The 13,447-nt window shown below is 63.9% G+C and carries 15 protein-coding genes; 9 read left to right on the forward strand and 6 right to left on the reverse strand.

Annotated elements, in window-relative coordinates; translation table 11 throughout:
* The first annotated feature begins 37 nt into the window (after nt 1-37).
* The gene (recQ, locus tag ACI5KX_RS03530; RefSeq protein WP_406809291.1) at nt 38-1,816 is read left to right on the forward strand and encodes a DNA helicase RecQ; all 1,779 of its coding nucleotides are present in this window, start codon (nt 38-40) and stop codon (nt 1,814-1,816) included.
* Here recQ and ACI5KX_RS03535 read toward each other — a convergent pair.
* On the reverse strand, nt 1,813-3,309 hold the full coding sequence (locus tag ACI5KX_RS03535) for a YifB family Mg chelatase-like AAA ATPase (protein WP_406809292.1): 1,497 nt from the start codon (nt 3,307-3,309) through the stop codon (nt 1,813-1,815). The two genes, recQ and ACI5KX_RS03535, sit on opposite strands and share 4 nt — an antisense overlap.
* Nucleotides 3,310-3,455: 146 nt before the next feature.
* Between ACI5KX_RS03535 and ACI5KX_RS03540 the strand changes: the two genes are divergently transcribed.
* The 6 genes from ACI5KX_RS03540 (at nt 3,456) to yihA (ending at nt 8,129) form a co-directional block, all read left to right on the forward strand.
* Nucleotides 3,456-4,406, forward strand: coding sequence for an alpha/beta hydrolase (locus ACI5KX_RS03540; RefSeq protein WP_406809293.1), 951 nt, complete (start codon nt 3,456-3,458; stop codon nt 4,404-4,406).
* A 150-nt stretch (nt 4,407-4,556) separates the two neighbouring features.
* Nucleotides 4,557-4,691 (forward strand): 50S ribosomal protein L34, encoded by a 135-nt coding sequence (rpmH, locus tag ACI5KX_RS03545; protein ID WP_034955521.1) that lies wholly within the window; start codon nt 4,557-4,559, stop codon nt 4,689-4,691.
* 282 nt (nt 4,692-4,973) lie between these two features.
* Nucleotides 4,974-5,366, forward strand: coding sequence for a ribonuclease P protein component (gene rnpA / locus ACI5KX_RS03550; protein ID WP_406809294.1), 393 nt, complete (start codon nt 4,974-4,976; stop codon nt 5,364-5,366).
* Entirely contained in the window at nt 5,363-5,572 is a 210-nt protein-coding gene (gene yidD / locus ACI5KX_RS03555) for a membrane protein insertion efficiency factor YidD (RefSeq protein ID WP_406809295.1), read from the forward strand. Before rnpA ends, yidD begins: the two co-directional genes overlap by 4 nt.
* Nucleotides 5,573-5,643: 71 nt before the next feature.
* Entirely contained in the window at nt 5,644-7,431 is a 1,788-nt protein-coding gene (yidC, locus tag ACI5KX_RS03560; RefSeq protein WP_406809296.1) for a membrane protein insertase YidC, read from the forward strand.
* The gene (yihA, locus tag ACI5KX_RS03565; RefSeq protein ID WP_406809297.1) at nt 7,428-8,129 is read left to right on the forward strand and encodes a ribosome biogenesis GTP-binding protein YihA/YsxC; all 702 of its coding nucleotides are present in this window, start codon (nt 7,428-7,430) and stop codon (nt 8,127-8,129) included. Before yidC ends, yihA begins: the two co-directional genes overlap by 4 nt.
* A 21-nt stretch (nt 8,130-8,150) precedes the next feature.
* Here yihA and ACI5KX_RS03570 read toward each other — a convergent pair whose 3' ends face one another.
* The 4 genes from ACI5KX_RS03570 to ACI5KX_RS03585 form a co-directional block, all read right to left on the reverse strand.
* On the reverse strand, nt 8,151-8,600 hold the full coding sequence (locus ACI5KX_RS03570) for a TadE/TadG family type IV pilus assembly protein (protein ID WP_406809298.1): 450 nt from the start codon (nt 8,598-8,600) through the stop codon (nt 8,151-8,153).
* 2 nt (nt 8,601-8,602) lie between these two features.
* Nucleotides 8,603-9,010 (reverse strand): TadE/TadG family type IV pilus assembly protein, encoded by a 408-nt coding sequence (locus ACI5KX_RS03575; RefSeq protein WP_406809299.1) that lies wholly within the window; start codon nt 9,008-9,010, stop codon nt 8,603-8,605.
* Between the two features lie 47 nt (nt 9,011-9,057).
* Nucleotides 9,058-10,317, reverse strand: coding sequence for a TadE/TadG family type IV pilus assembly protein (locus ACI5KX_RS03580; protein ID WP_406809300.1), 1,260 nt, complete (start codon nt 10,315-10,317; stop codon nt 9,058-9,060).
* Nucleotides 10,318-10,603: 286 nt separating this feature from the next.
* Nucleotides 10,604-11,020: a VOC family protein gene (locus tag ACI5KX_RS03585; protein WP_406809301.1), complete on the reverse strand. Its 417-nt coding sequence runs from the start codon at nt 11,018-11,020 to the stop codon at nt 10,604-10,606.
* A gap of 280 nt (nt 11,021-11,300) precedes the next feature.
* Here ACI5KX_RS03585 and ACI5KX_RS03590 point away from each other — a divergent pair, with 280 nt between their 5' ends.
* Together ACI5KX_RS03590 and ACI5KX_RS03595 are read left to right on the forward strand one after the other, a co-directional pair.
* The gene (locus ACI5KX_RS03590) at nt 11,301-11,963 is read left to right on the forward strand and encodes a glutathione S-transferase family protein (protein WP_406811314.1); all 663 of its coding nucleotides are present in this window, start codon (nt 11,301-11,303) and stop codon (nt 11,961-11,963) included.
* A complete protein-coding gene (locus ACI5KX_RS03595) occupies nt 11,960-12,835 on the forward strand; it encodes a S1/P1 nuclease (RefSeq protein WP_406809302.1) in 876 nt (291 codons plus the stop codon). The genes ACI5KX_RS03590 and ACI5KX_RS03595 overlap by 4 nt, the downstream gene beginning before the upstream one ends.
* Here ACI5KX_RS03595 and ACI5KX_RS03600 read toward each other — a convergent pair.
* On the reverse strand, nt 12,832-13,440 hold the full coding sequence (locus ACI5KX_RS03600) for a LysE family translocator (protein ID WP_406809303.1): 609 nt from the start codon (nt 13,438-13,440) through the stop codon (nt 12,832-12,834). The genes ACI5KX_RS03595 and ACI5KX_RS03600 overlap by 4 nt on opposite strands.
* Nucleotides 13,441-13,447: the final 7 nt, after the last annotated feature.

The following is a 13,447-nucleotide window of genomic DNA, read 5'->3' on the forward strand; positions in this document are numbered from 1 at the left end:
GGCCCGCGCGCCGCACCCACCACCCCGCCGAGGTCACATGACGGCCACCGACAGCGCCGATCTGCAAGATATCCTGCGCCATACCTTCGGCTTCTCGGGTTTCCGCGGCAAGCAGGAGGCGGTTGTTGCGCGGATTATGGAAGGCCAGCACACCTGCGCGCTGATGCCCACGGGCGCGGGCAAGTCGCTCTGCTACCAGCTGCCCGCCGTGGCCCGGCCCGGCACCGCGATCGTCGTCTCGCCGCTGATCGCTTTGATGCACGACCAGATCCGCGCGGCTGAGGCGGTCGGCATCCGCGCCGCGTCGATGACCAGCGCCGATGCCGACAACGCGGCGACCGCCCAGGCCTTGCGCAGCGGCGAGCTCGACCTGCTTTATGTCGCCCCCGAGCGCGCCAACACCGGCGGTTTCCGCGCGCTGCTCGACACCGCGGACATCTCGCTATTCGCGATCGACGAGGCGCACTGCGTCTCCGAATGGGGTCACGATTTCCGGCCCGATTATCGCCAGCTGCGCCCGATGCTCGACCGTTTCGGGCATGTCCCGAGGCTTGCGCTCACCGCGACCGCCGACAAGGCGACCCGCGCCGACATCCTCGTGCAGCTCGGCATTCCAGACGACGGGCTTATCGTGGCCGGGTTCGACCGGCCCAATATCCGCTATGCGATCCAACCCCGCCAGAACGGCGCAAGACAAGTCGCCGATTTCGTCGCGCGCACACCGGGTGCGGGGATTGTCTACGCCACCAGCCGCGCCGCGACCGAAAAGCTCGCGCAGGCCATCGCCCAGACCGGGCGCGAAACCGGCTTCTATCACGCGGGCCTGCCGCCCGAGGAGCGCGCGCGGGTGCAATCCGACTTCGTCCGGTCGGACGATATGGTGATCGTCGCCACCATCGCCTTCGGCATGGGAATCGACAAACCCGACGTCCGCTTCGTCGTCCATGCGGGCCTGCCCAAGTCGATCGAGGCGTATTACCAGGAAACCGGCCGCGCGGGCCGCGACGGCGATCCGGCAGAAGCGCAATTGTTCTGGAGCGCCACCGATTTCGCCAAGGCCCGCCAATGGCTCGGCGATGTCGAAGAAGCGCGCCTTGCCGGCGAACGCGCGCGCCTCAACGCGCTCGCCGCACTGGTCGAAGCTCCGACCTGCCGCCGCGCGATCCTCTTGAGGCATTTCGGCGAAGAGCCGCCCAGGACCTGCGGCAATTGCGACAACTGCCTCGAGCCGCCCAAGGTGATCGACGTTACCGAAACCGCGCGCAAGCTGCTGTCGGCGGTCTACCGCACCGGGCAGAGTTTCGGCCTCGGTCATGTCGAGAAGGTGCTGCTCGGGCGCGACGACGATCGCGTGATCCAGCGCGGCCACGACAAGCTCTCGGTGTTCGGCATTCTCGGCGAGGACGAAGCGCCGCTTCTGAAGCCGGTGATGCGCAACCTGATGGCGCACGAGATGCTGGTGGCCACCGACCATGGCGGGATGGCGCTCGGAAGCACCGCGCGCGAAGTGCTGCGGGACGAGCGCGCGGTCCTGATCGCCGAGCCGCCCGCGAAGAAACGCCGCCAGCGCAAGGGTGCGGAAGCCAATCCGGTCGGCAATCCGCTGTTCGACGCGCTCCGCGCAAAACGCGCCGAACTCGCCAAGGAACGCGGCATCCCCGCCTATATCATCTTCCACGACAGCGTGCTGCGCGCGATGGCGGCGGAGCGGCCCGAGACCCTGTCCGAACTGTCGCGGATACAGGGCGTCGGCGACAAGAAGCTCGAAACCTGGGGTGCGGAATTCGTCGACGTCGTGCGCAACGCGGCAGCCTAACGCACCCCGATCGTCTGGCGGTAGCTCAACGCCTCCGCAACATGCACGCGCCCGACCTGCTCGGCGCCCGCCAGATCGGCGATGGTCCGCGAGACCCGCAGCATCCGCGTGTATCCGCGCGCCGATAGCCGCAGCTTCTCCGCCGCCTGCATCAGCAGGTGCTTGCCCGCCTCGTCGGGCTGGGCGTGGCGCTCCAGTTTCTCGCCTTCGAGTTCGGCATTCGAGCGCACCCCGCGCGCCGATTGCAGTGTGCGCGCCGCGGCCACCCTCGCGGCGACCTGCTCGCTTCCCTCGGCAGGCGGGGGAAGCCCGAGGTCCATCGCCGAGACCGCGCCGACTTCGACATGGAGGTCGATCCGGTCGAGCAGCGGGCCGGAGAGCCGCGCCTGGTACTCGGTCGCGCAGCGCGGGCCGCGTGCGCAGACATGGCCCGGCTCGCCCGCATGCCCGCATCGGCAGGGGTTCATCGCCGCGATCAGTTGCACCCGAGCGGGGAAGGTCACATGCGCATTGGCGCGCGCGACATCGACCTGCCCGGTTTCGAGCGGCTGGCGCAGCGAATCGAGGACGGGGCGCTGGAATTCGGGCAATTCGTCGAGAAACAACACGCCGAGATGGGCTAACGAGACCTCGCCGGGGCGCACCTTCAACCCGCCGCCGGTCAGCGCGGCCATGCTCGCCGAATGGTGCGGCGCGCGGAACGGGCGGGCGCGACTGATCCGCCCCGCATCGAGCATTCCGGCGACCGATTGCACCATCGACACTTCGAGCGCTTCGGACGGCGTGAGTTCGGGCAGGATGCCGGGCAGGCACGAGGCGAGCAGGCTCTTGCCCGATCCGGGCGGCCCGACCATCAGCAGATTATGTCCGCCCGCCGCCGCGATTTCGAGCGCGCGCTTGGCGGTTTCCTGACCCTTCACCTGTCTGAGATCGGTCACCGGCGGCGGATCGGCGACATCGCCGCGCGTGGGCTCTTCGAGCACTTGCGAGCCCTTGAGATGACCCAGCAGCGATGTGAGGTCCCGCGGGGCGAGCACCGGCACGCCGCTTGCCCATTTGGCCTCCGATCCCTGATCGAAGGGGCAGATCAGCCCGCATTCCTGCTCGCTCGCGTGCAGCGCCGCGATCAGCACGCCGGGGCTGGCGACGATCCGCCCGTCCAGCGACAATTCGCCGACCGCGATCCAGTCGCCCAACTGCTCGGCATCGGTCACGCCCATCGCCGCGAGCAGCGCCAGTGCGATCGGCAGGTCGTAATGCGATCCGTCTTTGGGCAGGTCTGCGGGAGAGAGGTTGATCGTAATCCGCTTGGGCGGCAGCGCGAGACCCATCGCGGAAAGCGCCGCCTGCACCCGCTCGCGGCTTTCGCTTACCGCCTTGTCGGGCAGGCCGACGATGCTGAAGCGCGGGAGACCGGGCGCGACCTGGCATTGGACCTCGACGCGCCGCGCCTCCAGCCCGAGATAGGCAACAGTCCTGACCAGCGCGACCATGAACCCGGCCCACCCCCGCTTACGTAAAGTCCCGTATTTGTGGCGGGTTGGACACTAATTGTCGAGCGCGAAGGTCTACAGCGTAAGAGTTTCGCAAGGATAAACCTTCGCACTTCCTAAAAGGCGCGGGCGGCATCCCTATCGGGATGAAACGTTTCGCCGCTTTGCTTGCCGCGCTGCAACTGCTTTTCGTGCCGTCGATCCTCGCGGCGCAGGGGCAGTATGGCGCGCGGGTGGTTTCCACGACCAGCTGGGTCGAGGAATGGGACCCGGCAAGCCAGAGCTGGGTCCGGATCGAAGCGGATGCGAGCGCTGCACCCGCCCAGACCGTCACGACCACCACGACCGTCATCGTCAATGGCGAAGTCGTTTCCGAATTCACCGAAACCGAAGAGGCCGCGTCGCGGTATGCGATGCCCGAGCGTCCGGGCGATGCCCGGGTGCCGATTGGGCAATACGGGCCGTTCCGCGTTCTTGATGCGAGACGCGCCGCCTTGGTCGGATCGACCGGAATCGGCAGCCCGGCGCAGTTCGACGCGATGCTGCGAGACTTTCCGCAGCTCGAAGTGCTCGAAATGGTCGAGGCGCCGGGCACGCGCAACGACATCGCCAACCTTGCCGTCGGACGCCGCATTCGCGAGGCGGGGATCGCCACGCATGTTCCTGGCAATGGATCGGTGCGCTCGGGTGCGGTCGAGCTGTTCCTTGCCGGGGCGACCCGGACGATGGAGCCGGGTGCGCAATTCGCAGTCCATTCGTGGCTCGACAATTATGGCCGCGAGCCGGGCGATTTCGCGCCCGACGCGCCGGAGAACCGGCTCTATCTCGATTACTACGTCGAGATGGGCATGAGCGAGGCGCGCGCCCGCGATTTCTACGCCATGACCAACTCGGTCCCGCACGCCGCCGCGCTGTGGCTTCGCGCCGCCGACATGGAGCCGTGGATCGCCCCGGAAAGCCGGGCACCGAGCTTTGCGATGCGGGAGGCTCCCCTGTCCCTGCCGGAGCTGGCTACGGAGCCGGTGGAACTCGCGGTGATCGTCGCCGAGGCGCCGCGCATTGCCTATTCCGACGGGCTGGTGCCGTCCGGACTGTGACCCCGTCAGATCGCTTGACTCACGTGCCGGTTTCCCATAGTTGCGCGCACCTGATCCGGCTGCCTTGATCGGTGGCCGCTTTTTTATTGGCGAGCACCGGCGCGGGAAGACCCGCGAGGACGCCCGCCGAACCAGTTACTCGAGGACGATATGAAGCGGACTTTTCAGCCTAGCAATCTCGTGCGTGCCCGTCGGCACGGTTTCTTCGCGCGCAAGGCAACGCCGGGCGGCCGCAAGGTCCTGCGCGCCCGTCGCAAGCGCGGCCGCAAGAAGCTCTGCGCGTAGTTTTCTGGCGCCCTCAGGCGCCGGGCGCGGGCCATCCGGCCCGCTTGGCTACGCGGCAGTGGCCGCGACGGGCAGTCGCCCTTGCGGGCTCCCATCGGGAGCCCGTTTGCATTTGAGGTCATTGGCTTGGTGGCGGAGCTCGGCTGCGCAGCAGCCGCAAGCCCGACCGGGCGCCCGCAGCGACGCGACCTTCAGGTCGCACGAGCGAGGATATCGCGGCGCGGATGCGCAGCGGAAAACAAGGACTCGGGGAGCCACAACGGTTCCGCTATGCAGGGTTCGATGATCCAGACCCTCACCAAACGCGCCGACTTCCTCGCGGCCAATAAGGGGCTGCGCAATGCGCGTCCGGGCTTCGTGCTGCTGACCCGGCCCAATGACGGGCAGGGCATGCGTTACGGGATCACCGTCACCAAGAAGATCGGCAATGCTGTGGTGCGCAACCGGATGAAGCGGCGGTTTCGGGAACTGCTTCGCGCCGCGCTTCCCGAAAAAGGGCTGCCCGATCACGACCACGTGCTGATCGGCCGGTCGGGGGGGATCGAACGGGATTTTCATCAGATGGCGAAGGAACTCGACTATGCCCTGGCCAGCGCGCGCGAGGGGAAGTCCGATGCGGGGCGTCGTCCGCGCAGGGGCAATCGGGGTCGGAGTGCGGGGCAGGGGCCGAAATGAAGTATCTCTTCATCGCCATCGCCCGGGCGTGGCAACTCGGCCCGTCGCTGATCCTGCCGCCGACCTGTCGCTACTCTCCGTCATGCAGCGAATATGCCATCCAGGCGCTGCGCAAATATGGTGCTCTCAAGGGTGGATGGCTGGCGATAAAGCGGCTAGGGCGCTGCCACCCATGGGGCGGACACGGGCACGATCCGGTTCCGTGACCTGCGGGCATAGCAATCGCGACTGTCATATCTATATAACACAGCCATAGACGAAGTTACGGGATCGAACCTTGGACAATCAGCGCAATCTCCTGCTCGCCGTCGCGCTTTCGGGCCTGCTCATCCTCGGCTGGGATTTCGGCATGCGGTATTTCTATCCCGAGGCGTCGATCACGGCTCCGATCGAACAGTCGGAACCCGCTGCACAGACCAGCGCGGGCAACGTCTCAGGCACGACCACGGTTGCGGGCGATCTGCCGGAAGGGGCGGAGGTCCCTGCCGGTCCGGTCGATCTCGAAGCGGCGCTGGCCGATCCGCGCCGGGTGGTGATCGATACGCCGAAGGTGGCCGGATCGATCAACCTCGTCGGCGCTCGCATCGATGACATCGTGCTCAAGGATTACCGCCAGACGGTGGACGAAGACAGCGGCCCGGTCCGTCTGTTTGCCCCGGCGCGCTCCGATGGCCAGTATTTCGCCGAGTTCGGTTTCTCGACCGATGGCCGGCAGATGCCTTCCGACGCGGTCTGGGAAGCGGACGGCGAACGCCTCACGCCCTCGACCCCGGTGACGCTCACCCGCACCGACGACAAGGGAATCACCTATTCGATCGCGCTGTCGATCGACGAGAATTACATGATCTCTGCCGAGCAGAGCGCCTCGAACGCTACCGAAAGTCCGGCGGTCATCCGTCCCTATGCCTTGATCGACCGCACCAGCACCACCGCGACGCCCGATGAGTTCATCATCCATTCCGGACCGATCGGGGTGTTTGGCGGGACGCTCTACGATGCCAACAGCTACGAAGAGCTGTCCGAAATCGGTCGGGACCTGCCCGAAGGCGCAGTCAGCTGGCTCGGCTTTACCGACCGCTACTGGCATTCGGCGCTTATCCCTGGAGAGGGATCGGTCGATACGGCGGGCTTCCGCTCGCTCGGCGATGAGCTGTTTCGCACCGGCGTGACCTATGACGAACAGATCGTTCCCGCAGGCAGCACGCTGACGCAGTCGACCCGGCTGTTCGCGGGCGCGAAAGACAGCATCGTCCTCGACCAGTACGAGGACAGCGGCATCACCTATTTCGGCAAGGCGATCAGCTGGGGCTGGTTCGAGTGGTTCGAAAAGCCGATGCTGTGGCTGCTCCGGACGCTCAACGGGCTGGTCGGCAATTTCGGCGTCGCGATCATCTTGCTGACCGTGATCGTGCGCGCGCTGATGTTCCCGATCGCGCAGAAGGGCTTTGCCTCGATGGCCGCGATGAAAGCGGTCCAGCCGAAAATGAAGGCGATCCAGGAACGCTACAAGGACGACAAGCAGCAGCAGCAGCAGGAGATCATGAAGCTGTACAAGCAAGAGGGCGTGAACCCGCTTTCCGGCTGTCTGCCCATGTTCCTGCAAATCCCCGTGTTCTTCGCGCTTTACAAGGTCCTGATGCTGGCGATCGAGATGCGGCACGAGCCGTTCATCGATTTCTGGATCAAGGACCTTTCCGCGCCCGATCCGTGGACCGTGCTCAACCTGTTCGGGCTGTTGCCCTACGAGGTGCCGGGCTTCCTCGGTATAGGCGTGCTCGCGATCCTGCTCGGCATCACGATGTTCCTCACCTTCAAGCTCAATCCGAGCGCGATGGATCCGATGCAGCAGCAGATCTTCAACATCATGCCGTGGATCCTGATGTTCGTGATGGCGCCCTTCGCCGCAGGCCTGCTGCTGTACTGGGTGACCTCGAACATCCTGACGCTGGCGCAGCAGAGCTATCTCTATTCCAAGCATCCGCAGCTGAAAGCGCAGGCGGAAAAGGACAAGGCCGAGATGGCGAAGAAGAAAGCCGCCGAGGACAAGGCAAAGGGCAAGGCGTGACGCCCCCGAATTCCGATGGTTCGGAAGAACGCGAACAGCGGTTCCGCGAGGAAGCCGCTTCGAAGCTGTTTTCGGGCCGCGTCGAATTCCTGCTGTCCGCGCCGCAGCTCAAGTTCCTGCCCGATCCGATCGTGCCCGAGATCGCTTTTTGCGGGCGCTCGAATGTCGGCAAGTCTTCGCTGCTCAATGCGCTCACCGGGCGCAAGGCGATCGCGCGCGCTTCGGTGACGCCGGGGCGCACGCAGGAGCTCAATTTCTTCGATGTCGGCGGAGAGCCCGGCGGAAAGCCATTATTCCGGCTGGTCGATATGCCCGGCTACGGCTTCGCCAAGGCCCCTGTGAAGGTGGTCGAGCGCTGGAAGAACCTCGTGAAGAGCTATCTGCGTGGTCGACCGGTGCTGGCGCGCAATCTCGTGCTGGTCGACAGCCGCCACGGACTGAAGGACGTCGATCGCGAGATGATGACCATGCTCGACGAGGCGGCGGTGGGCTACCGGATCGTGCTAACCAAGACCGACAAGATCAAGGCAAGCGAGCTGGAGCGCGTGGCGAACCAGACCGCCGACGAAGCGAAAAAGCACGTCGCGGCCTATCCCGAACTGCACCTCACCAGCAGCGAGAAGGGCATGGGGATCGCAGCGCTGCGCGCGGCGGTGGTGGCCGATGCGTTGGGCGAGAGTTGGTTCGAGCGCAGATAAGCTGCCAATCGAGCGCGGGGGTCAGGAAACTACGAAGACCGGTCGCGAATAGCTGATCGTCGAACCTGGCAGCTCGACGCCGGGCAGGAAATCCGACAATCTGTAGGTCAGCTGGATATCGATCTCTACCGCACCGGCGATCCGGCTCGTCCCCGAACGATCGACAGTTACGGTCAACCGGTCGCTATCGAGCAGGTAGGGCGGGTTTACCGCTTCGCCGAGAACCACCGAGCGTATCTGCTCGTCGGTCAGCGTATTATCCTTCTGGTACTCGATCATCACGTAGCGCGCGCCGTCGGAAGCGAGCGACTGCACCGCATTGTAATTCTGCAGGTACACGCTGACCTGGAGCACCCCAAAAAAGATCACGAAGAAAAGGGGGGCAAGCAGCGCGAACTCGATCGCGGCGACACCTCGAGTGCCCTTGACCAGACGGCGGGTAAACAGTTTCATGGTTTTCGTCTCGGCCATCGTCAGGACACCTGCACCGAGCGATCGACTTTGAAGGTGATTTTCTCACCAACTCCGAATGCAGTCCAGACGGGGGTGTGGGTGTCGGTCAACGACACCGTGATATACGAAGATATGGTAGCGTTAGAGGGGCACGCTCCCTGGCTCTTCACTTTGCCGTTGGAGGCGTTGCAGCGATATTCCCTCTCCAGAACGATCCTTTCTCCGGAGAGACCGACCGATTCACTTATGATTGCCTTCATTTCCGAAATCTCGACTTCGGGGCCGCGATTGGCGGCCATTACGATGATAGTCGCTTCGTTGGCTGCCGACTGCAGCTCGTGTTGTCGGGCAACGATCGAGCCGGTCTCGAATACGCCGAGCGACATGATGATCAGGACGGGCGCAACCACGGCGGTTTCGATCGTCATGGTTCCGGAATGCGCCGAAAGCAGGCGCTCAAGCAGTCTCTTCATGATTACGCAACCAGTCTGACATCGGCCAATGAGGTGCCCACCTCGGTGGACTCGTCGATCGGGCATAGCGTTTCGAGAAACGCGCCCCCGCGAACGTCAATTGTGTAGGCTGAAATCTTCAGGCATTGGGCCGCGACATCTGCTGTTCCGTTCACCTGAAGGTTGCCGTCCGGCAGGTAGATCAACCCCTCGATCAGCGAATTCGAGTTTCCGTTGAAGATATGGTCTTGGCCCGGATCGTTGTTGCGATCTTCGAAGATCAGGATGTCGGCGTAGTCGTCGGCCTTGGATTCATAAGGCGTTCCGAAAAAGTCTGCCGATTGCATTGGCGTCAAATTCAGCGAGTTGTCGTTGCCTTGGCCGCCCAGCTTCACCGTCGCGCCATTCTTGAGCACGAACATGACGCGGTTACCGGTCACATCGTAATTGGCCGACAGGTCTAGTGTACCGCCGTCGATGACATAGATGCCGCTCTGCAACTGTGTGGTGCATTTTACGACCATGCTCGTATAGGTGCCCGGCTGGAGTGAGGCCTGCCTGTTCTTGCCACTGCCTTGACATTTGTAGTCGCGCGCGGTGTCGTTGGTAGGCGGTTCGAGTTCGGCGTAAGAGTCCTCGAGGCCCTGGACGCCTTCGGTTGAAAGGTATTCCAGGCCTTCCGCATCGATCGTTCCGCAGGCTGCGATCGACTCGGTCTGGACAGTCGCGCTCCCATCGATAACGATGGCGTTCTCGTCGCAAGAGAGTGCGGCAAGACCGCAATTTGCCCGCACAGTCGCGTTCCCGCCGATGGTTGTGCCCGAGCCCGATTCACGCAGCGAAATAAGGCACGCATTGTAGGTCGCGCCTTCACGGTAAGAAGCCTGCGCGGTTGCGCGGACCGTTGCGGCTCTACCCATGATGAAGCTGGAGAATGGTAGTTCCTTGCTGGCTGTAGCCGTGACGACAACGCTGTTCTGGCTGCCACCCGCATAGTCCGCGAGCGACACTTGCGGAGGGGTGTCGAATTCTTCCACCTTGGCTACGTTGGCATCGTATTCCTGCAGCGCACGCGTTGCGTAGGTGCTTTCGGTGCCCACATCGGCCCTTGCCCACGCTCCTGCAATTGCCGCCTGATCGACCGCGTGCTGCAGCTCACGCTTCCACATATACCACTGCGCGGTATCTACGGCGAAGCCAGCACCGCCAACAAGCACAGGCATGCCGATCGCAACGAGTATAAGTGCATTACCGCTGGAGCATTTCTTGATCCTGGAGATCAAGGAAGGGAACGTTCTCATTGATTAAAAACCGTCATCCGAGTGTTGTCTTGACGCGGCGTATTATGCGCTCACCGGCATACTGTTTGGTATCGCGATTTGGTAAAGCGCAGGCTAACGTGCGCTACGAACTCGCACTTACCGGCTCTTGCTTGCTTTCGTTGTCGCGACTGGGACGCGCGGGCCGATACTCTCAGGGTGGGCCTGAACTGTACGATTACCCGTCGAATCGGGTATTCGGTGAGCAAGCGCTCCACGCAGCCATTCCAGACGATGCATAGCGAAACCTTCAGGTCGCAAACAGCTGGCCCATATCGGCAAACGCCTTGAACTCGAGCGCGTTGCCCGAGGGGTCGCGCAGGAACATCGTCGCCTGTTCGCCGGGCTTGCCCTTGAAGCGGATCGTCGGCTCGATCACGAACTCGGTGCCTGCCGCGACCAGCTTGTCGGCCAGCGCCTGCCAGTCGTCCATCGACAGCACCAGCCCGAAATGCGGGACCGGCACATCGTGCCCGTCGACCGGATTGCTGGACCTGTCTCCGGCGTCTCCTGACATGTGCGCGACGATCTGGTGGCCGTGGAAATCGAAATCGATCCATTCGTCCGAGCTGCGCCCCTCGGCGCACCCCAGCAGTTCGCCGTAAAAGCTCCGCGCGGCGGCGAGATCGTGGACCGGGAAGGCGAGGTGGAACGGGGGAAGGCTCATAAGGCGCATTGTTAAGCGCACTTTCCCGGCTGGAAAACCGTTTTCCTACTCGCCGACAAACCGGCATGGCGAAGCGATGATCACGGTGGAATCGCATTTTCGAATTCCAGCAGTGTCAACTTTGCAATTCCGCTCCAAGCCTCTGACAGAACGAAAGAAATCGTCCGATATCGCGCTTGACACGGTGTCAACTTCGTCAATCCTGCCGTTCAGCCTCGACACGGAAACCCTGAATACCTAGGTGGGAGACCAACCCGAGAGCAAGGTGGAGCGTCCGGCGATGAAGCTCATTATCGGCAACAAGAACTATTCGAGCTGGTCGATGCGCGGCTGGCTCGCGGCCAAGCAATCCGGCCTCCATTTCGACGAGATCATCGTCCCGCTGCTTGGCGAGGAAATGCAAAAGGCCAAACAGGGCATGGGCGAAATGGCACCCAGCCACGGCAAGGTGCCGATCCTGTGGGACGATGAGGCGGTGGTGTGGGATAGTCTCGCGATCCTCGAATACCTCGCCGACAAGGTCGGGCGCGAACGCTTCTGGCCCAAGGATGACGCGCCGCGCGCAATGGCGCGGGCAATGGTGGCGGAGATGCATTCGTCCTACGCTTCGCTGCGGCAGGATTTGCCGATGAATATCCGCCGCCGGGTGCAACTGGAAAACGTTTCCGACCAGACCCGCGCCGATATCGTCCGCATCCTCCAGCTCTGGGCCGAGGCGCGGGCGCGCCACGGCAACTCGGGGCCGTTCCTGTTCGGGACCTATGGCGCGGCGGATATCTTCTTCGCCCCGGTCGTTTCGCGCTTCATAACCTACGGGATCGGCGTGCCCGGCTTTGCGCAAAGCTATATGGAAGCGATCTGGGAACACGCCTGGACGCAGGAATGGATCGCGGCGGCTGAAAACGAGGAATGGGTGATCGAACAGTTCGAGACAGTCGGATGAAGAGGCTGCTTGTCGCGCTTGCCGCGCTGGTTGTGGCGATGCCCGGTCCGGCGCAGGCCTGGGGCTTCTTCGCGCATGGCGTCACCGCAAAAGTGGCGATGGCGAACTCTAGCCCATCGGTTCGGCGCGAGGTGTATCTCCTCATGCAGCACCAGGAGCAGTTGGGAACGCCCAAGTGCCCGATCACCACAATCGACGAGCTGGCGACCTGGGCGGATTGCGTGCGCAACACCCGCTGGCGTTGGGGTCACACTTCGCCATGGCACTATCGTCAGACGCCGATTTGCGAGGACTACGATCCCTGGGCCAACTGCTTCGGTGGAAACTGCGTAACCGGGCAGATCGTCCGCAACCATCGCATTCTGGCCGATGAAAGCCTGCCTGCGCCGATCCGGCTGCAGGCTCTGGCGTTCATGGTGCATTTTGCAGGCGACATCCACATGCCGCTCCATTCGGGCGACAAGGACGATCGCGGCGGCAATGATCGGATTACTGATTACGGGATCGTTCCCGATCTCAACCTGCACAGGATCTGGGACAGCCAGTTGGCCGAACGCGCGATAACCACCGGACCGCTCCCGACGATCCGGCGCTATTCGGCTGCCGAGCGCGCCGAACTGGGCGGAGGGACGCCCCCGGACTGGGGGCGCGAGAGCTGGTCGATCAGCCGCAGCTTCGTCTATCCGACCGCGTTCGACACCGAGGATGTGTGCGCAACCGAGCTGCCGATGAAGACCGCGCTGACGCAGGAGGATATCGTGCGCGGTGTGCCGATTGCCAAACGGCGGGTGCAGCAGGCGGGCCTCAGGATCGCCGAATTGCTCGAAAGTGCGTTCGCCCCGGGTCCGCTGCCGCCGCCCGAGCGCGACTAAAGGAACGCCTTGGCGAGGAACCACGCGCCCACGCCGAGCATGCCCACCGCCAGAACACGCCGCACCACCAGCGCGCGACCGTCGGCCATCAAGACGGGGCGGACGCGCTCCGCGCCAAGGATCAGCGCAAGGTGGATGCCGGTCGCAATCGCGACGCTGATTGCCGCCATGGTCAGGCCTTGCGCATAGGTCGGCCTGCCATCGGGCACGAATTGCGGCATCACGGTGACGAAGAACAGCGTCGCCTTGGGATTGAGGAGGTTGATCGTGAATCCTGCGAGAGCATGATGGCGGGCGGCGCGGAACGGCATGGTGTCGGGCGAGCTTTCCCCGGTATCGCGCCACGCCTGCCACGCAAGATAGGCCATCATCGCCGCGCCGAGCAGCGAAATCCCCTGCGCGAGCGCATCGCTCTGCTGCAGGACCCAGCTCGCCGCGAGCACGCTGAGCGCCGCGTTGCTGGCAAGGCCCAGCGCGATGCCCGAGATCGCCGCCAGCCCCGCGCGGCGGCCCTCGGTCAGGGTCAGCGCCACCAGCCAGCCCATGTTGGGGCCGGGCGTCAGCTCGATGAGCAGGACGGCAAGGGCGAAACCGATCAGGTCCATAGATGGG

Source organism: Erythrobacter sp. GH1-10, assembly GCF_045363165.1.
Classification (GTDB): Bacteria; Pseudomonadota; Alphaproteobacteria; order Sphingomonadales; family Sphingomonadaceae; genus Erythrobacter.